17 protein-coding genes and 2 tRNA genes are annotated in these 18,961 nt (G+C 61.8%); 15 read left to right on the top strand and 4 right to left on the bottom strand.

Going from position 1 to position 18,961, the window contains the following annotated elements; genetic code table 11:
* Positions 1–26: 26 nt before the first annotated feature.
* From radD to nadA, 7 genes are all read left to right on the top strand, one after another.
* Positions 27–1,844, top strand: coding sequence for a DEAD/DEAH box helicase (gene radD, locus RVM27_RS05645; RefSeq protein ID WP_498940171.1), 1,818 nt, complete (start codon positions 27–29; stop codon positions 1,842–1,844).
* A gap of 48 nt (positions 1,845–1,892) precedes the next feature.
* A complete protein-coding gene (locus RVM27_RS05640) occupies positions 1,893–2,837 on the top strand; it encodes a segregation and condensation protein A (RefSeq protein WP_498957556.1) in 945 nt (314 codons plus the stop codon).
* On the top strand, positions 2,834–3,622 hold the full coding sequence (gene scpB, locus RVM27_RS05635; RefSeq protein ID WP_287805122.1) for an SMC-Scp complex subunit ScpB: 789 nt from the start codon (positions 2,834–2,836) through the stop codon (positions 3,620–3,622). Before RVM27_RS05640 ends, scpB begins: the two co-directional genes overlap by 4 nt.
* Entirely contained in the window at positions 3,609–4,478 is an 870-nt protein-coding gene (gene rluB, locus RVM27_RS05630; RefSeq protein WP_016916149.1) for a 23S rRNA pseudouridine(2605) synthase RluB, read from the top strand. The genes scpB and rluB overlap by 14 nt, the downstream gene beginning before the upstream one ends.
* 115 nt (positions 4,479–4,593) lie before the next feature.
* Positions 4,594–4,669 (top strand) — tRNA-Lys (locus RVM27_RS05625).
* A gap of 85 nt (positions 4,670–4,754) precedes the next feature.
* Positions 4,755–4,830: transfer RNA gene (locus tag RVM27_RS05620), tRNA-Lys, on the top strand.
* Positions 4,831–5,167: 337 nt separating this feature from the next.
* Complete coding sequence (nadA, locus tag RVM27_RS05615) at positions 5,168–6,196, top strand: quinolinate synthase (RefSeq protein ID WP_498940173.1); 1,029 nt, start codon at positions 5,168–5,170, stop codon at positions 6,194–6,196.
* A 76-nt stretch (positions 6,197–6,272) separates the two neighbouring features.
* On the opposite strand, the gene RVM27_RS05610 is transcribed toward nadA, so the two are convergent.
* Positions 6,273–7,733, bottom strand: a complete 1,461-nt coding sequence (locus RVM27_RS05610) for a M48 family metalloprotease (RefSeq protein ID WP_287805118.1) — start codon at positions 7,731–7,733, stop codon at positions 6,273–6,275.
* Positions 7,734–7,948: 215 nt separating this feature from the next.
* Here RVM27_RS05610 and RVM27_RS05605 point away from each other — a divergent pair, with 215 nt between their 5' ends.
* Positions 7,949–8,227: a sulfurtransferase TusA family protein gene (locus RVM27_RS05605; protein WP_096921464.1), complete on the top strand. Its 279-nt coding sequence runs from the start codon at positions 7,949–7,951 to the stop codon at positions 8,225–8,227.
* Positions 8,224–9,324 carry an AI-2E family transporter gene (locus tag RVM27_RS05600; protein WP_287805115.1) on the top strand — a complete coding sequence of 367 codons (1,101 nt, stop codon included), beginning with the start codon at positions 8,224–8,226 and terminating at the stop codon, positions 9,322–9,324. The genes RVM27_RS05605 and RVM27_RS05600 overlap by 4 nt, the downstream gene beginning before the upstream one ends.
* A gap of 66 nt (positions 9,325–9,390) precedes the next feature.
* Here the strand turns inward: RVM27_RS05600 and RVM27_RS05595 are convergent, their stop codons facing one another.
* Positions 9,391–9,864 (bottom strand): peroxiredoxin, encoded by a 474-nt coding sequence (locus RVM27_RS05595; RefSeq protein ID WP_498957555.1) that lies wholly within the window; start codon positions 9,862–9,864, stop codon positions 9,391–9,393.
* Between the two features lie 269 nt (positions 9,865–10,133).
* Between RVM27_RS05595 and dapA the strand changes: the two genes are divergently transcribed.
* From dapA to purC, 3 genes are all read left to right on the top strand, one after another.
* Positions 10,134–11,018 (top strand): 4-hydroxy-tetrahydrodipicolinate synthase, encoded by an 885-nt coding sequence (dapA, locus tag RVM27_RS05590; protein ID WP_287805112.1) that lies wholly within the window; start codon positions 10,134–10,136, stop codon positions 11,016–11,018.
* A gap of 83 nt (positions 11,019–11,101) precedes the next feature.
* Positions 11,102–12,082, top strand: coding sequence for a lipoprotein, NlpB (locus RVM27_RS05585; RefSeq protein ID WP_498957554.1), 981 nt, complete (start codon positions 11,102–11,104; stop codon positions 12,080–12,082).
* A 31-nt stretch (positions 12,083–12,113) separates the two neighbouring features.
* Positions 12,114–12,830, top strand: a complete 717-nt coding sequence (gene purC / locus RVM27_RS05580; RefSeq protein ID WP_498957553.1) for a phosphoribosylaminoimidazolesuccinocarboxamide synthase — start codon at positions 12,114–12,116, stop codon at positions 12,828–12,830.
* Positions 12,831–12,870: 40 nt separating this feature from the next.
* Here purC and tsaA read toward each other — a convergent pair whose 3' ends face one another.
* Entirely contained in the window at positions 12,871–13,611 is a 741-nt protein-coding gene (gene tsaA, locus RVM27_RS05575; RefSeq protein WP_498957552.1) for a tRNA (N6-threonylcarbamoyladenosine(37)-N6)-methyltransferase, read from the bottom strand.
* Between the two features lie 191 nt (positions 13,612–13,802).
* On the opposite strand from tsaA, the gene RVM27_RS05570 reads away from it, so the two are divergent.
* Positions 13,803–14,333 carry a GNAT family N-acetyltransferase gene (locus tag RVM27_RS05570; RefSeq protein WP_287805106.1) on the top strand — a complete coding sequence of 177 codons (531 nt, stop codon included), beginning with the start codon at positions 13,803–13,805 and terminating at the stop codon, positions 14,331–14,333.
* A gap of 3 nt (positions 14,334–14,336) precedes the next feature.
* On the opposite strand, the gene nadC is transcribed toward RVM27_RS05570, so the two are convergent.
* Positions 14,337–15,191, bottom strand: a complete 855-nt coding sequence (gene nadC, locus RVM27_RS05565; RefSeq protein ID WP_287805104.1) for a carboxylating nicotinate-nucleotide diphosphorylase — start codon at positions 15,189–15,191, stop codon at positions 14,337–14,339.
* A gap of 83 nt (positions 15,192–15,274) precedes the next feature.
* On the opposite strand from nadC, the gene ampD reads away from it, so the two are divergent.
* Positions 15,275–15,871: an N-acetylmuramoyl-L-alanine amidase gene (gene ampD / locus RVM27_RS05560; protein ID WP_498940182.1), complete on the top strand. Its 597-nt coding sequence runs from the start codon at positions 15,275–15,277 to the stop codon at positions 15,869–15,871.
* Between the two features lie 374 nt (positions 15,872–16,245).
* Positions 16,246–18,918, top strand: coding sequence for a pyruvate dehydrogenase (acetyl-transferring), homodimeric type (gene aceE / locus RVM27_RS05555; protein ID WP_498957551.1), 2,673 nt, complete (start codon positions 16,246–16,248; stop codon positions 18,916–18,918).
* Positions 18,919–18,961 lie beyond the last annotated feature (43 nt).

Raw genomic sequence — 18,961 nt, 5'->3', positions numbered from 1 at the left:
CAGGCGCATCATGGCGATGGTGTGCCATGACATACCCTGAAAAGGCGGCCTCCGGGCCGCCTTTCTCGCCTGATGCGCCGCCGCAGCTGCGCGCCTACCAGCAGGAAACGGTCAAGCGGGTGGTTCACCACTTTCGCGCCACCAGCGACCCGGCGGTGGTCGTGCTGCCCACGGGCAGCGGCAAGTCGCTGGTGATTGCCGAGCTGGCGAGGCTGGCTCGTGGGCGGGTGCTGGTGCTGGCCCACGTTCGCGAGCTGGTGGAGCAGAACCACGCCAAGTACCAGGCCTATGGCCTGGTCGCGGATATCTTCAGCGCCGGGTTGAAGCGCAAGGAGGCCAGTCGGCAGGTGGTGTTTGGCTCGGTGCAGTCGGTGGTGCGCAACCTGGCGCAGTTCAACGACGCCAGCTTCACGCTGCTGGTAATCGACGAGTGCCATCGGGTGTCGTTGGAGGAGGATTCCAGCTACCGCCAGGTGATCGACCATCTGCAGCGCCAAAACCCGCAGCTGAAGATTCTCGGCCTCACCGCTACGCCCTTTCGGCTGGGCCAGGGATTTATCTATCACCGCCACTACCACGGCATGGTGCGCGGGGGAGAAGAGAGTTTCTTCACCGACTGCGTGTTCGAACAGCCGCTGCGCCTGATGGTCAAGCAGGGCTTTCTGGCCGCCCCTCGGCGGCTGGACATGGCCATTGAGGGGTACGACTTCTCGGCGCTTGCTCCCTCTTCCAACGGACTGTTTCGGGAAGAAGAGCTGAATCGGGTGGTGGCCGGAAGCCGTGCCACGCCGGGCATCATTGCCCAAGTGGTCGAGCAGGCGGCCGACTGCCAGGGCGTGATGATTTTTGCCGCGACGGTCGCCCACGCCGAAGAGATCATGGGGTATCTGCCTGCCGACCAATCCGCGCTGATCACCGGCGCGACGGCCTCCGCCGAGCGCACCGTGCTGATCGATGCGTTCAAGGCGCGCAAGCTCAAGTATCTGGTCAACGTGGCGGTATTGACCACCGGGTTCGATGCCCCGCATGTGGATCTGATCGCGATCCTGCGCCCCACCGAGTCGGTGAGTCTCTATCAGCAGATCGTGGGGCGCGGACTGCGCCTCTCGCCAGGCAAGGAGGCGTGCCTGATCCTGGATTATGCGGGCAACCCCTGGGACCTCTATGCCCCTGAGGTAGGCGAGCCGCGTCCCGACAGCGATAGCGAGCCGGTGCAGGTCGAGTGCCCCGAGTGTGGGCATGCCAACCTGTTCTGGGGCAAGCGCGACGGCGAGCTGGTGATCGAGCATTTTGGCCGCCGCTGCCAGGGGCTGGTGGAGGACGACGCCGGACGCCGTAGCCAGTGCACCTTTCGCTTTCGCTTCAAGGTCTGCGATGCGTGTGGGGCAGAGAACGATATCGCTGCCCGCCGCTGCCATGGCTGCGAGAAGCTGCTGGTGGATGCCGATGACAAGCTCAAGGAAGCGCTGCGGCTCAAGGACGCCAGAGTGCTGCGGGTGAGCGGCATGCAGCTGGAGGCGACCACCAACGGGCGCGGCCTGCCGCGTCTCAAAGTGACCTACCATGACGAAGACGGTGCCAGCCTGAGCGAATGGTTTGCCCTGGAGACTACCGCCCAGCGCCGCGCCTTTTATGCGGTCTTCTTGCGCGCCCACCTGCGCGCGCCGGGCGTGCCGTGGCAGCCAGCAACGCCAGACGACGTGGTGGCTGCCCAGTCCCGCCTGCGCCATCCCGACTTTGTGGTGGGCAGAAAGGTAGGCCGCCACTTTCAAATCCGCGACAAGCTGTTCGACTATCAGGGCCGCTATCGTAAAGCCGCCGAGGCGGCCGAGATGCCGCATTGATGGAGCGCTGTTACACTGCCATTTTCAACTGACAAGGACTCGACCCGCGTGAGCGAGACGCCCAGCGCCGTGCCGGATCAAGACGAGATGCCCTCTACGGTGGAGCCCACCGTGGAGGCCCTTGGGCGCCTGTTCGATGAACCCATTACGCAGCTGCCGGAAGATCTCTATATTCCCCCCGAGGCGCTCCGGGTCTTCCTGGAAGCGTTCGAGGGGCCGCTGGATCTGCTGCTGTATCTGATTCGTCGGCAGAATCTCGACATTCTGAGTGTCAACGTGGCGGTGATCACCCATCAGTACATCGAGTACGTGGAGATGATGAAGGCCATGGAGATCGAGCTGGCCGGCGAGTACCTGTTGATGGCGGCCATGCTGGCCGAGATAAAATCACGCACGCTGCTGCCGCGCCCCCCCAAGGCGGAAGGCGAGGAAGAAGAGGACCCCCGGGCGGAGCTGATACGCCGCCTGCAGGAGTACGAGCGTCTCAAGGAGGCCGCTGAAGCGCTGGATGCCCTGCCCAGGGTGGGCCGGGACTGGTTCAGTGTGCAGGCGGGCCTGCCACCGCTGGAAACCCGCGTGATTCATCCCGATGTCGAGCTGGACGAACTGCTGGGCGCGCTGTCGGACATTCTCAAGCGGGCCGAGCTGGCCCAGGCCCATCAGATCAGCCGAGAGGTGCTCTCGACCCGGGAGCGCATGCTGAAGATCATGGAGCGCTTGCACGAAGATGGCACCCATGGGCGCTATACCCCCTTCGAAGCGCTGTTCTCCCTGGAGGAGGGGCGGGCAGGGGTCGTCGTGACGTTCATGGCCATTCTGGAGCTGGCCAAGGAGTCGATGATCGAAATCGTCCAGAACGCGCCGCTGTCGCCGATCCATGTGCGTGCTCGGCAGGCGGCGCTGGCCGATGGGGACGAGGACCCCTTTGCGCGGGAAAGTGATGACCCTGCGGACGAAGAGTCTGCCTTCGAACCTGACGAGGAGTCACGGTGAGAGACACCACGTTGGACGATATTGTCGAAGCCGCGCTGCTGGCGGCCGGAGAACCGCTGCCCGTGGAGCGGCTGGAGACGCTGTTTCTGGAGGATGAGTGCCCGTCTCGCAAGGCGCTGCGCGACGCCCTCGCGCGGTTGGCCCGGCGCCACGAGGACGGGGCGCTGGAACTGGTCGAAACGGCCTCGGGTTTTCAGCTGCGCATTCGCCCACGCTTAGCTCACTGGGTCTCGCGGCTGTGGGACGAGCGGCCCCAGCGCTATTCGCGAGCGTTGCTGGAAACCCTTGCGCTGATCGCTTACCGTCAACCGGTGACTCGGGGTGATATCGAAGATGTGCGGGGCGTGAGCGTCAGCAGTTCGATCATTCGCACGCTGATGGAGCGCGGCTGGATACGCGTGGTGGGTCACCGGGACGTGCCGGGTCGCCCGGCGGTGTATGCCACCACGCGCAGTTTTCTGGACGATTTCGGGCTCAAGACGCTGGATGCCTTGCCGCCCATGCACACGCTGGTGGCCGCCGACGAAGAAGCATTGGCTGAGGAACCGCCCGCGGCGACGCATGTCGCACTGGACGAAGCCGTCGAAACCGTGCAGGATGCGCCACCCCAGCAAGATCAGAACACGTCGGCAGCGAGTGCCGACCCCCACGCCGAGACGGCGTTAACCCAGCCGCTGAGCTTTGCCGATCTGGAGGCACGGCTTGCGGCACGTGCCCAGCGTCGAGATGAGGACGCGGGCACGCAGACCAACGATGTGAGGTCAGACGACCATGAGTCAGAGTAACAACACCACGCCGCCCACCAGCGAAAAACTGCAGAAAGTGCTGGCCCGTGCGGGCCTTGGCTCCCGCCGTGAAATGGAAACCGCGATTGCCGATGGCCGGGTGAAGGTGAACAGTCAGGTGGCCAAGCTGGGTGACCGCGTGGAAGCCCGCGACAAGGTCAGCTTCGATGACCGCCCGGTCACGCTGCGCCCGGAAGAAGAAGTGCCGCGTCGGGTCATCATGTACAACAAGCCGGAAGGCGAGCTGTGTACCCGCAAGGACCCGGAAGGCCGTCGCACGGTCTTCGAGCGTCTGCCGCGCCTGAAAGGCGAGCGCTGGATTGCCATCGGGCGGCTGGATATCAATACCAGCGGCCTGCTGCTGTTCACCACCGACGGTGAACTGGCCAACCGCTTGATGCACCCCTCCACCCAGGTGGAGCGTGAGTACGCGGTGCGGGTCATGGGCGACGTCAAGCGAGAGCATATCGTCGCCATGGTAGATGGCGTCATGCTGGAAGACGGCCCCGCCCGTTTCACCGACGTGCAGGAGTTTGGTGGCGAAGGTATCAACACCTGGTTCCACGTGGTGATTCTGGAAGGCCGCAACCGCGAAGTGCGCCGCTTGTGGGAGTCCCAGGGGCTCACCGTCAGCCGCCTGAAGCGCGTGCGCTACGGTAATATCTTCCTCGACAAGCGTGCCAAGGCGGGCGAGTGGGTAGAGCTTTCCCAGGACGAAGTCGACGATCTGGCGACCCTGGCGCACCTGGAAACCCGCAAGGTGCCCGAGCTGACGCCGGACGAGAAAAACCGCTGGAGTCGCGACAAGCACAAGCGTCGCCCGGTTCAGGCCATGCGCAAGCCCAAGCGTCGTTAAGCGATGCTCGCCGCGCGGTGTGGGGACACCGAGCACCGCGCGGTTTTTTTAGACGAAAGACAAAAAAGGCTTGCTATTGTCGGGTGTGATCCGTACTATATGCATCCGTTCGGACGGGTCGTTAGCTCAGTTGGTAGAGCAGTTGACTTTTAATCAATTGGTCGTAGGTTCGAATCCTACACGACCCACCATTCGAGCAGCGGCGATGTTACCAGGCGATGCACTATGGTAACGCCGTACAGAGCGGCGAAAGCCCTCAGAAAAGCAGCAGGATTTGGGTCGTTAGCTCAGTTGGTAGAGCAGTTGACTTTTAATCAATTGGTCGTAGGTTCGAATCCTACACGACCCACCAAATTCAACGCCCCTGGTAGCTTGCTGCCAGGGGCGTTCTGCTATGCGCGTTCTGGACTGGCGATGGGCAGGGTGCATCGGCAAACCATGCCGCACTGCAGCGTGCGGTTCTGCTTGCAGCAGGCAATACTTGTCCACCACAATGGACCTGTAACGATGTGTGGATTTGGCTGTCGATCATGCTCGGCAGCGCTGGCCCGCAGTAGCAGGCCAGATCGGCAACCGGCGAGTGCGACAGACGCAGCGGCCAGTTGCCCCGAGGGCGGCGCATGCGGAGCGCATACGTCGCAACTGGTGTTTAACGGGGGGATTCCCTGTTCGTCACAGTGGTAGACACGATGACTATTCTGACTTCTCAAGTGGCGCTGGAGGCACCGCTTCCCAGCCCGTACTGCCCAACGCGCATCCCGGCGGAAGACGAAGCGCGAGTGGCTGAGATCAAGCAGTTGCTCAAGGCGAACAACGCCGTGCTTGTGGCGCATTACTATACCGACGACGCCATTCAGCAGTTGGCCGAAGAGACCGGTGGCTGTGTGGCAGACTCCCTCGAAATGGCCCGGTTTGGCGCTCGTCACGACGCCACCACTCTGGTGGTGGCCGGGGTGCGCTTCATGGGTGAGACGGCCAAGATCCTCTCCCCGGAAAAGCGGGTGCTGATGCCCACTCTGGAGGCCACCTGCTCACTGGATATCGGCTGCCCCATCGACGAATTCAGCGCGTTTTGCGACGCCCACCCGGATCGCACGGTGGTGGTCTACGCCAACACTTCGGCGGCCGTCAAGGCGCGTGCCGACTGGGTCGTGACCTCCTCGATCGCCGTCGAAGTGATCGAACACCTGCAGGCCAACGGGGAAAAAATTCTCTGGGCACCCGACAAGCATCTGGGGGGCTACATCCAGAAAAAAACCGGCGCCGACATGTTGATGTGGGACGGTGCCTGCATCGTGCACGAGGAGTTCAAGGCGAGAGGTATCGAGGATCTAAAGCGCCTCTACCCAGATGCCGCCGTGCTGGTGCACCCGGAGTCGCCGGAGGCCGTCGTCAAGCTGGCCGATGTGGCGGGTTCCACCTCGCAACTGATCAAGGCGGCGAAAACCCTGCCCAACGAAAAGCTGATCGTGGCCACCGACCGCGGCATCTTCTTCAAGATGCAGCAGGCCGTGCCGGGCAAGACGCTGTTCGAAGCGCCGACCGCAGGCAATGGGGCCACCTGCCGTAGCTGTGCTCACTGCCCGTGGATGGCGATGAACGCGCTGGATAACCTGGCGGGCGCGCTGCGGGAAGGCAGCGGCGAAATTTTCGTCGATGCGGCCTTGCGTCAGCAGGCGCTCAAGCCGCTGGAGCGGATGCTGAACTTCAACGCATAGGCTCTGCCTGGCGTGAATGCACTAGGCCCGGCGCCCTTTGGCGCCGGGCCTAGTCGTATTTGGCTGGGCAGCGCGGCTAAAACCTTTCCAGCGCCTCTCGGTATTCGATGAACGCCTCGCGGCGCTGCTCGATGCGCGCCAGCGCCTGCTGGTCGTTCTCCTGCTGGGCAGCGTCTCGGGCGATGCCCAGTTGGCGAATACCGCTATCCATTCTGCCGGTGAGCTGCAAATGCTCGGCGCGGGCCAGGTGCCCCCAGGCATTGTGGCCACTGCGGCCAGCCGCTTCCGCCAGCAGGTTGAACCCCTGAGGGTTGTCCGGGTGGCGCGCCGTGACCTCTCGCAACAGCGTGTAGGCTGCCTGGGGGTCGCGTTGCAGCTGCGCTTCTGCCAGGGTGAGCTGGGCGGGGAGGTAGTTGGGCATCAGTCGCAGCAGCCGCTGACTGCGCTGGATGGCATCGTCGTAGCGCTGGGCCTGCAGGGCTACCTGGGCGGCCGAGGCGGGCAGCATGGCGTAGTCCGGCAGCTCGCTGGCCAACCGATCCAGGGTCTGGAGCGCCTGATCGGTCTGGCCGTTTTGCGCATCGATCAGGGCCGAGACGTAGCGCAGGGCGGGCTCCTCGGCGCCCTCTTGCGTGAGGCGAGAAGCTGCTTGTTGAGGGCTGTTACGATGAATGCTGAGCAGTGCCCGGGCGCGCATCATGTCGTACAGCGTGTCGCTGGTATAACGGTTGGCGACGCTGAGCTGTGCTGCCCGTGCCTGAGCATCGCTCAAGCGGCTGTCGGAGACCGGGTGGGTCAGCAGAAATTCCGGGGGCGTGCCGCCCTGCAGGCGCGCCATGCGCTGCATGGCACCAAACATGCGCACCATGGCTTCGGGGTCGTAACCGGCGGCGGCCATGGCTTGCAGGCCCACACGGTCGGCTTCCTGCTCGAAGCGCCGCGAATAGCTGAGCTGGTCCTGAATCAGTGCCGCCTGGGAGCCCATGGCGGTGGCGATACCGGCATCGCCACCGCCGCTGGCGGCAATCAGCATGCCCGCCAGCATGGCGGCCATGGCGGGCAGTTGCGTCTGTTCTGCCCGGGCGCTGCCGCGCGCAAAGTGGCGCTGGGAGAGGTGCCCCAGCTCGTGGGCGATGACGGAAATGAAGGCGCCTTCATCCTCGGCAAAGGCAAATAGCCCCGAGTTGATACCTACCACACCACCGGGCACGGCAAAGGCGTTGAGCGAGCGGTTATCGACCATTACGGTGGTCGTCTGCAGACTGCCCAGCTGACTATGGGGCGCCAGCCTGGCCACCAGGCTTTCCAGGTAGTCGTTGACGATGGGGTCCTGCCACTGGGGTGCATGGGCCCTGAACTGGCGCAGCCAGGCACGGCCCAGGCGATACTCCTCGTTGCTCACCGAGGTAGAGGTCCCTCCCAAAGTGGGCAGCTGGTAGCTGTCGCTGCTATGCGCTGGCGCGCTGAGGCCAGCAGTGCCCAGCAGCAGGGCCAGTACGCAGGCCAGGCGTGGCGTAGCAGTCTTAAGGTGCGCCATGGCATCCCTCGTGGTGGTTGGTTGCTGCAGTTGTTGCAGCAGTTGTTGCAAATGCGTCGCTGCAAACACAGCGTGTGACATTGATTCGGGCAAGGAAGTGCCGTTAAATCGAGTCAGGTTGGTCATCGTCCGAACAGTGTATGCAACAATACGGCGGTTATGTAGCGATGAGCTGTTTTCGTCATGTGTGATAGCGCTTTCACTAGGGAGAGGGTATGTCTGAGCAAATAGCATCCGCGCTGGCCGAGGGGGTAGAGCCCGATGCGGTACTGGACGCTACCGGGCTGCACTGCCCGTTGCCGCTGTTGAAAGCCAAGCAGGCGCTGGCTGGCTTGTCTGCCGGGCAGCTGCTGGAGATTCGTGCCACCGATGCGGGCTCCTGGCGCGACGTCGCTTCCTTCGCCGAGCTGAGTGACCATCGATTGGAAGCCAGAGCCCAGCAGGGCGAGATCTACGTGTTCTGGCTACGCAAAGCCGGGGTGGCTTGCTCATGACCATGCGCGCCATTCTCAGGAGCTGGATCGAACGCTATTTTTCCGATGAAGAAGCACTGGTTCTGCTGGTGGTGCTGATCGCAGGGTTGGCGGCCATCATCATGTTTGGACGCATGCTGGCGCCGTTCTTCACCTCATTGGTGCTGGCGTTTTTGCTACAGGGGCTGGTCAACGGGCTGACTCGGCGAGGTGTGCCTCACCTGTTGGCGGTCATCATCGTGTTCGTGGCCTTCGTCAGCGTGTTGCTGACCATGGCGTTCATCCTGATGCCGTTGATATGGAACCAGCTGGTGGGGCTGGTGCAGGAGACGCCACGCATGTTTGCCACGGCGCAGATATGGCTGGATGAGCTGCAGGCGCGCTTCCCCAACCTGGTCACGCCTGATCAGATGCAGAGCTGGATCGGGGTGGCCGGACGCGAGATCAGCCAGGTAGGGCAGCGCGTCTTGACGCTGTCGCTGTCGTCGCTGGGTAACGTGATGTTGTTGATCATTTATCTGGTGCTGGTGCCCATTCTGGTGTTTTTCATGCTCAAGGATCGCGAGGCGCTGGTGGGGTTTGCGCTCTCGCTGCTGCCGCAAAAGCGCTCGCTGTTGACGCGTATCTGGCAGGAGATGGATCGCCAGATCGCCAACTACATCCGAGGCAAGGCCATCGAAATCGTCATTGTCGGTACGGTCTCGTACCTGACCTTTTCCTTGTTTGGGCTGCCTTATACGGCGCTGTTGGCCGTGCTGGTGGGCTTGTCCGTGCTGGTGCCTTACATCGGCGCTGCGGTGGCCACCATTCCCGTGGCGGCGGTGGCGGTCTTCCACTTCGGCGTGAGCGAGCAGTTTGCCTACGTGCTGCTGGCCTACGGCATCATCCAGGCCCTGGATGGCAACGTGCTGGCGCCGGTGCTGTTTTCCGAGACCAATAACATCCACCCGGTCTCGATCATCGTGGCCGTGCTGTTCTTTGGCGGCATCTGGGGGTTTTGGGGGGTCTTTTTCGCCATTCCGTTGGCGACTCTGCTCAAGGCGCTGGTCTTTGCCTGGCCCAGAGGGCTGGAGGAGCATCAGGAGCTGCGTGAGCAGATAGAGCTGAAGGCCGATTGACGAGGGCTTGCCAAGTGGCACCGGATGCTGTCCCGGTGCCATGGCTCAACGAGCCTTCAGGGCCGGTTATTCGGCGTGCAGTGCTTGAGCTGCTGCCAGCACCTCTTCCGCATGACCGGGCACCTTGACGCCACGCCACGCTTTGGCCAGCTTGCCGTCCTTGTCGATGAGAAACGTGCTGCGCTCGACGCCCAGGTGCTCCTTGCCGTACATCTTCTTCAGCTTGATGACGTCAAACAGCTGACAGACCGCTTCGCCCTTGTCCGAGATCAGCGCAAAATTGAAGTCCTGCTTCGCCTTGAAATTCTCCTGGGCGCGCAGGCCGTCTCGAGAAACGCCGATGACTACGGTGTTCGCGGCATCGAAGGCCGCCTTGCGATCACGAAAGTCGCCACCTTCGGTGGTGCAGCCCGGTGTGCTGGCCTTGGGATAGAAAAATATCACCACCTGCTGGCCGCGCAGTTCGGACAGCGTAATGGTGGTTTCGCCAGTGGCGCTGGCCGAAAAGTCGGGAACGGGTTGGCCAATTTCGAGTGACATACAAGCTCCTCACAGATAGGGGTTCACCAAGATTACACGCATGCGCCGCCGTGCTGTCAAAGCGAATCGTTCTGGTTTGGCAAGTCTCGGTGGTAAACTCTACGTGCTTTACGCTGTACAGGCTCGAATCGCCTGAGTACCATTTGCTTTTTACAGGCGGGGTCATCGTGTCCTTCGAGGTATCCGCGCCGCGTCTTTTACTCGATCATGGACCATGCCACCCCGCTTGGCCGGTCGAGCTCCACTTTTTGCAGGTGAGGAAAATACGGATGATCACAGGCAGCATTGTCGCCCTGGCGACGCCGATGAAGGTCAATGGCGACATCGACTGGGAGGCGCTTCGTCGCCTGGTGAACTTCCATCTCGAGAACGGTACCGACGCTATCGTGGCCGCTGGCACCACCGGTGAGCCCACCACCATGTCGTTTGCCGAGCACTTCGATGTGATCCGTAGCGTCGTGGAAGAGGTCAATGGGCGTATTCCGGTCATTGCCGGTACCGGCGCGAATGCCACCTCCGAAGCGGTCGAGCTGGCGCGCTATGCCAGCGAAGTAGGCGCCGACTACTGCCTCTCCGTGTGCCCTTACTATAACAAGCCTACTCAGGAAGGCCTGTACCAGCACTTCAAGGCGGTGGCCAAGGGCAGCAAACTACCGGTCATTCTTTATAACGTGCCGGGGCGCACCTGCTCGGATCTCTACAACGAAACCGTGATTCGCCTGGCCGAGGTGGACAACATCATCGGCTTGAAGGATGCCACCGGGAACCTTGAGCGCGCCGAGGATCTAATCTCTCGCCTGAAAGGCAGCGGCTTCATGCTCTACTCCGGTGACGATGCCACGGCTTGTGATTTCATGCTGATGGGCGGACATGGCGACATTTCGGTCACCGCCAATGTGGCGCCCAAGGCGATGCACGAGCTGTGTGTCGCCGCGGTGGCGGGGGATGCCGACAAGGCCCATCAGATCAATACGCGCCTGATGCCGCTGCATACCAATCTGGGTGTCGAGTCCAACCCGATCCCCGTCAAATGGGCCCTGAACCGTATGGGGTACATGGAGCAGGGCATTCGTCTGCCGCTGACCTGGCTGTCCGAAAAGTATCACGGTACGGTAAACGAAGCGCTGCAACTGGCGGGTGTGATCAAGGAGTAACCCCAGGCGCTGCGAACGCATTTGCTACCCGGTGACAAGGTGCCTTGCCGGGTAAATGACCTGTTGACTGTTAAGGTGGCTTGATGAGCTCTGTGCTAGAAAAACGTGCGCTGAAATGGATTCCGCTGGCGCTGGCCGCAACCGTCACGCTGGCGGGCTGTGCGCGTGACGGTTACTACCACGACCGCAACCTGGACTACACCGAAGCCGCCCCAGCGCCGCCTCTCGTTTTGCCGGAAACGCGCAATGCTCAGCGTTATCGTGATGCCATGCCGATTCCTCAGGCGGGGCTTCAAGGTGCTCGTGTCGATGAAGCAGCGCGTATTGGGCCTCCTCAGTCGCTGGCACTGGGCAGTGGGCTGGAGCCTGAGTACGTCGAGCGTCGCCAGGCGGGTGATCAGGTATGGTTGGTAGTCGCGGCGGATACGGGCGCGGTATGGCCGCAGCTCGAGGCATTCGTGCGCAGTCGCCAGTTGGGCGTTCAGGAAAGCAGCGCTACTCAGGGCGTCATCGTCACGCCTCAAGCCACGTTGCGCTTGCAGAGCGCACTGCGTGCCGGCAGCAGCGAAGTGCGCTGTGAGCAGGGTGGCCAGAGTGTCGAGAGCTGTGTGGCCGCGTTGGAGCAGTACCTCGGTGCGCGTAGCGCAACGGCCAGCGCATCCTCCTGGACCGCTCAACGTCTTGCCAGTGAGCAAACGTTGCAAATGCGTCAGCAGGGCGATGAGTGGGAAGTGCTGATTCCGCAGCCCATCGAGCGCGTGTGGGCCGAAATGAACCATTACCTGGCACTGGACTTCACTCAGGAAGGTCAGCGTGACCTGCTTGAGGCCTCGGCTGATGACTACGAGTTCCTGGTCGAGTACATGACCGAGACCGAGCGTGGGCGTAACCCGCTGCAGATCGTGTTCAGTCAGGACGTGCGCCGCATGTCTCAGAATATTCGCCTCGTGCTCCAGCCGGAGGGCAACCAGACCGTACTGCGTGCCATCAACGCCAGCGAGCGTAGTTTTAGCGCTGACGATCAGCGCGAGTTGCTTGAGCGTGTCTCCGGCTACTTACGTTAACTCTTAGACCTCGATTTTAGACGGAGCCCCCATGGAAAAGCGCCAGGAACTCTACGCCGGTAAGGCAAAATCCGTATACACCACTGACGACCCTGACTTGCTGGTACTGCACTTTCGTGACGATACCAGTGCCTTCGATGGCAAGAAGAAAGAGGCGCTCGCCCGTAAAGGCATGGTGAACAACATTTTCAATGCCTACATCATGCAGCGTCTGGAAGAGGGCGGCATTCCCACCCACTTCGAAAAGCAGATTTCCGATACCGAAAGTCTGGTCAAGAAGATGGAGATGATTCCCGTCGAGTGTGTCGTGCGTAATATCGCTGCGGGTGGACTGGTGAAGCGTCTGGGCGTGGAAGAGGGCATTGCGCTCAATCCGCCTACCTTCGAACTGTTCCTGAAGAACGACGAAAAGGGCGACCCAATGATCAACGAGTCGCTGGCTGAAACCTTTGGCTGGGCCACGCCGGAACAGCTGAGCAAGATGAAGGCGCTCACCTTCAAGGTGAACCACATCCTCAAGCAGCTGTTCGCCGAGGGCGACATGCTGCTGGTGGACTACAAGCTGGAGTTCGGTCTCTTCAAGGGCGAAGTCGTGCTGGGCGACGAGTTCTCCCCGGATGGCTGCCGCCTGTGGGATGCCAATACCCGTGAGAAGCTCGATAAGGACCGCTTCCGTCAGGGGTTGGGCGGGGTCATCGAGGCCTATGAAGAAGTCGGCCGTCGCCTGGGTATCACCTTCCCCGCCTGATCCGTCAGGCTTGCCATGGGGCCGCTCGCTGGCGCCATGGTCACTTGCGGTCTTCGGGCTCTATCGCCACCACCTCCAGGGTGGTGGTGTCGTTTTCGGCGGCGGTCAGCGCCCGAAAGCGCACATCGACATTGCGCAGGCGCACCCCGTAAAGACGTTCGGCCTGTCCGCCCCGCTGATAGGCGGGGCGTGGGTCTTGGCCAAGCACCTGCTCGATCAGCGCCCGCAGCGACGTGCCATCTTGCCGCTCGGACAGTGCGCCGTGAGCCTCTGGCGAGAACACCACGGCCACCGTTTCCGGCGGTTGGGGGGCAAATCCCGCCTGAGCGCTGGGGACGGCCTCTGCCCAGGGCAGATAGGGCTTGATGTCCACCACGGGGGTGCCGCTGACCAGATCACAGCCCGCCAGGTGAAGCGTCACGCCGGGCCCGGTCTCGATGCCGGAGAGTGCAACCAGCGACAACCCCAGCCGATTGGGGCGATGGGTGCTGCGGCTGGCGAAGACGCCCACTTTGCGGTTCCCCCCCAGCCTGGGCGGGCGTACCAGGGGCGACCAGCGCTCGGGACTTTGGTGAAAGATGAACGATACCCACAGGTGGCTGAAGTCTTCCAGTCCGCGCACGGTCAGTGGGTCGTCGAAAGGGTGGGCCAGTACCAGGCGAGCATTGGCGGCCGGGGCCAGGCCAGGCTGGCGAGGCACGCCGAACTTGTCCGAGTAGTCGCTGATGATATGGCCAATGGGCGTGATCGAAAACGGCCCAAGGCCCCGAGGATCGTGCATGGCACTCCCTTTTGCGTGTGAGCGCACTGTTGCGTGTGAGCGCACTGTTGCGTGGTGACATGGCGCCGCACGTTCGATGAATTCAAGCTCGGCTGGCATGGGTTGCCCGCCAGGGCGATGAGTATAGACTAGCCAACGGAACCGACACAGCGCTGCGCTTGACGGCCAGCGTCATCCCATTGAGGCAACGCATGTCAAACATCGATCCTTCTTCACCGGCGGCCACGCCAACGGCCCGCGTCACGTATCGCGCGGCGCTGGCCAAGGACGCCGCCGACCAGGCCGAGGTGTTCTATCACGCCGTCATGCAAGGCGCGGCCAATCATTATGGGCTGGCCGAGCGGCGTGCCTGGGCGCAAGCACTGCCCCGTGAAGCCACTGCCTGGGCGGCGCGTCAGACGCTCTACACAACGCTGGTGGCCGCCTGCGATGGCCGCTGCGTTGGCTTTCTCGAGCTGGACGTGAGCGGCGGGCGCATTGAAACGCTCTACGTCTGGCCATCACTGGCGGGGCGTGGCATCGGCACCACGCTGTTGATCCATGCCGAGCGCATTCTGCTGGAGCATAGCGTTTCGCAGGTAGAGATCGAAGCCAGCCGGATGCTGCTCGAACGACTGCAGCGCCGTGGCTACGATAACCTCGGCGAGCAGTGGGTCGAGCGCAGCGGTGAAATGCTTCAGCGCTACCGGTTGGTGAAGCAGCTCAGCGCGGTGGAAACCTGACGATCAAACGTTGAAGGTCTGGGTGATGCGCATCGACAGGTCGACGGAGGCCACATCCTTGGTGAGCGCGCCGCTGGAAATGCAGTCCACCCCGGTGTCGGCAATGGCTTTCAGCGTTGTGTCATCGACGTTGCCGGAGGCTTCCAGGGTGGCGCGTCCCCCATTGATCTCTACCGCTACGTGCAGGTCTTCGATGTCGAAATTGTCCAGCATGACGATATCGGCGCCCGCTGCCAGCGCCTGGTCCAGCTCTTCGAAGGTTTCGACTTCCACTTCCACCGGTACGTCGCTGGCCAGTTTGCGGGCCTGCGCCACGGCGGCCTGAATGCCACCACAGGCTGCGATGTGATTCTCCTTGATCAAGAAGGCATCCCACAGGCCCAGGCGGTGATTATGGCCACCGCCACAGGTGACCGCGTACTTTTGTGCCAAGCGTAGCCCCGGCAGCGTTTTGCGGGTGTCCAGCAGGCGTACGCCGGTGCCTTCGATCAGGTCTACATAGCGGCGAGTGGCGGTGGCCGTGGCAGACAGCGTCTGCAGAATGTTCAGCGCAGCGCGCTCGCCGGTCAGCAGGCTGCGGGCGGGGCCTTCGAGCTCCAGAAAACACTGCTGGGCCTCCAGCATGTCGCCATCGCTGGCCTGCCAGCGCAGCGTGACGCGCTCGTCCAGACAGCGGAAAATTTCCTCGACCCAGGCAACACCACAGAGTACCGCCGGTTCGCGGGTGATCACCTTGGCGGTGGCCCACTGGCTCTCAGGGATCAGCAGTGCAGTGATGTCCCCGGTGCCCAGGTCTTCCGCCAGCCAGCGGGGAACGCAGGTGCGAATCTCTTCATCAAGCGCGGTTTGATAATGCATAGCAGTGGGTTCTCGAAGCGTGATCTTGGGTGAAAGGCATTATAGTGAAACACAACGCTAACGTAGAGGAGCAAGTAAGCCGAATGAACCAACTCGCATCCCGCGGCCAGTGGGCCAAAGCTCGGCAGGTCGTGTCACCCAACCAGGATGCGCGGCCCGAGCACGAAGTGTCGCTGCTGTTGCTTCACGCGATCAGCCTGCCCCCCGGGCAATTCTCGGGTCACGCCATCGAGGCGCTGTTCACCAATCGGCTGGTGCCCGACGCACACCCTTTCTTCGCCACTATTGCGCACCTGCGGGTGTCGGCGCATCTGCTGATTCGCCGCGATGGCGAGTGCGTTCAGTTCGTCGACGTCGACCAGCGCGCCTGGCACGCCGGGCAATCGCGCTGGTGGGACCCGGCTACGCAGGCATGGCGGACACGCTTGAACGACTTCTCCGTGGGAATCGAGCTGGAAGGCGATGACCAGACACCGTTCAGCAAGGCGCAGTATGCGTCACTGGTCGAGGCCACGCACTGGCTGATGGCGTGTTACCCGGCATTGACCGCTGAGCGGATCACCAGCCATGCCCATGTAGCACCTTTGCGCAAGACCGACCCCGGCCCCGCCTTCGACTGGGCCTATTTCCGCCAGCGCTTGATGGCGGCCACCCATGACACGGTGAAACGTGGCGAATAAGTGGTTCTTTTAGCAACAAATGAAACGGTAGTTTGGTTACACGAAGGTATCCTAAGTCGTAGCGACCAAGGTCCTATAAAGCGCTTATGTTGCAGTGCAATAGTTTGTTTTCGATGGCTTTTTGCGGCGTGCCGGAATTGGCAGCGTGGCGACTTTGCGGTATCTTCGCATATACAAAAGGCTAATTTTTACCAAATACCTGTAGCTTAACTACATTCATGAAAGCGTAGCTCATTGAATGTAGGGTGAAAATCCCCTGCTCGATGCATCGCGTCGGCTATTCACAGGCCTGTGGTGGCCAAACACCGCAGCCGCCCCAGGCCCGAAGGGTTGGCGGGGCTCATTGTCATTTATCGTCATTCGGAGAGACCTCTATGAGTCTGGAGACAAGAGAAGATCTCGATCCGGTCGAAACCACGGAGTGGCTGGAATCCCTGGAATCGGTACTGGATCGTGAGGGCGAAGATCGCGCCCGCTACCTGATGACCCGCTTGGCGGATCGCCTGCGCCGGGACGGGATGAAGGTGCCCTTCTCGGTGACAACCCCCCACCGCAACACGATACCGGTTCATCGCGAAGCCCCGATGCCTGGCGATCTGTTCATGGAGCGTCGCATTCGCTCCCTGATCCGTTACAACGCCATTGCTCAGGTCATTCGAAACAACCGTGCCAATCCTGGGCTGGGTGGTCACATTGCAAGTTTCATGTCGTCGGCCACGCTGTACGATGTGGGCTTCAACCACTTCTTCCGCGCCCCCAAGGGTGATTTCGAAGGCGACCTGATCTATATCCAGGGCCACGTGGCACCGGGTATCTACGCACGTTCCTACCTGGAAGGCCGTCTGACCGAAGAGCAGATGGACAAGTTTCGTCGTGAAGTGGATGGTGACGGCCTGTCGTCTTACCCCCACCCCTGGCTGATGCCTGACTACTGGCAGTTCCCCACGGTATCCATGGGTCTTGGCCCGATTCAGGCCATCTATCAGGCTCACGTGATGAAGTACCTGCATCACCGTGAACTGAAAGACATGAAAGACCGCAAGATCTGGTGCTTCATGGGCGACGGCGAGTGCGACGAGCCGGAATCGCTGGGTGCCATCTCGCTGGCTGGCCGCGAAAACCTGGACAACCTGATCTTCGTCATCAACTGCAACCTGCAGCGTCTGGACGGCCCGGTACGCGGCAACTCCCGCGTCATGGACGAGTTCGAAGGCGTCTTCCGCGGTGCCGGCTGGAACGTCATCAAGGTGGTGTGGGGTCGTCACTGGGATCCGCTGTTCGAGAAGGACAAGAAAGGTATCCTTCAGAAGCGCATGGACGAAGCGGTCGACGGCGAGTACCAGAACTACAAGGCCAACGGTGGCGCTTACACCCGCGAGCATTTCTTCGGCAAGTACCCGGAAACCGAAGCGATGGTCAAGGACCTCACCGACGAAGACATCTGGAAGCTCAACCGTGGCGGTCACGACCCGTTCAAGGTCTATGCGGCCTATCACGAGGCGGTCAACACCACCAACGGCAAGCCCACGGTGATCCTGGCACATACCGTCAAAGGTTACGGTATGGGCAGCGGCGATGGCGAAGCGGCCAACGAAGCGCACCAGGTCAAGAGCATGGAATACGAAGCGCTGAAGAAATTCCGCGACCGCTTCGGCATTCCGCTGACCGACGAACAGCTCAAGGAGGTCCCGTACTACAAGCCGGAAGAAGACTCTCCCGAGCTCAAGTACATGCACCTGCAGCGCGAGCGTCTCAACGGCTACCTGCCGAGCCGCCGCAGCGATTTCGAAGCGCTGGAAATCCCCAGCCTGGAAGACAAGACGTTTGCTTCCCAGATGGGCGGTTCCAAAGGCCGCGAAATCTCTACCACCATGGCCTTCGTGCGTATCCTGAACGGCCTGGTGAAGGACAAGCAGCTGGGCAAGCAGGTCGTACCGATCATCCCCGACGAAGCGCGTACCTTCGGTATGGAAGGCATGTTCCGTCAGCTGGGTATCTACACCTCGGAAGGTCAGAAGTACGAGCCGGTCGATAAAGGCCAGATCATGTACTACCGCGAGGACCAGAAAGGTCAGGTTCTCGAAGAGGGTATCTCCGAAGCTGGCGCCATGTCCGCGTGGATTGCGGCCGCCACTTCCTACAGCAACAACAACGTCACGCTGCTGCCGTTCTACATCTACTACTCGATGTTCGGCTTCCAGCGTATCGGTGACCTGGCCTGGGCCGCAGGCGACCTGCAGGCACGCGGCTTCATGGTCGGCGGTACCGCCGGGCGCACCACGCTGAACGGCGAAGGTCTGCAGCACCAGGATGGTCACAGCCTGATCCAGGCGTCTACCATCCCCAACTGCCGCAGCTACGACCCGACTTATGCTCACGAAGTCTCGGTCATCGTGCAGGATGGTCTGAAGCGCATGTTCACGGACAAAGAGAAGTGCTTCTACTACCTCACCGTCATGAACGAGAACTACGAGCACCCCGAGCTCGAGAACGTCCCCGTCGACGATATCGTCAAGGGCATGTATCTGCTCAAGGAGACTCAGGGTGACAAAGGCCGCGTTCAGCTGCTGGGGTCGGGCACCATCCTGCGTGAAGTCGAAGCCGCTGCCGAACTGCTGACCAACGACTGGGGCATCGGGGCCGATATCTGGAGCGTCACCAGCTTCAACGAGCTGCGCCGCGAAGCGCTGCTGCTGGAGCGCGAAGCCTTCCTGAACCCGGACGCCGAGGCCAGCAAGCCTCACGTCACCCAGTGCCTGGAAGGTCGTGATGGCCCGGTGATTGCCTCTACCGACTACATGAAGCTGTATGCGGACCAGGTACGCGCCTGGGTACCCAGCGACTACACCGTGTTGGGCACCGATGGCTTTGGCCGTTCCGATACCCGCGAGAAGCTGCGCCACTTCTTCGAAGTGGATCGCTACTTCGTGACCGTTGCGGCGCTGCGCGCGCTGGCCGATCGCGGTGAGATTGATCGCAAGCACGTTGGTGAAGCGCTGAAGAAGTACGGCATCGATGCCAACAAGCCGAACCCGCTGACCAGCTAAACCGCTGCCCGGCGGGCCACTGCCCGCCGGCTCGATCCGATTT

This window comes from Halomonas sp. KM007 (genome assembly GCF_050709225.1).
In the GTDB taxonomy this organism is placed as follows: Bacteria; Pseudomonadota; Gammaproteobacteria; order Pseudomonadales; family Halomonadaceae; genus Vreelandella; species Vreelandella hamiltonii.
Note: the sequence above shows the minus strand (reverse complement) of the source record. Positions and strands in the feature narration are given on the sequence as shown.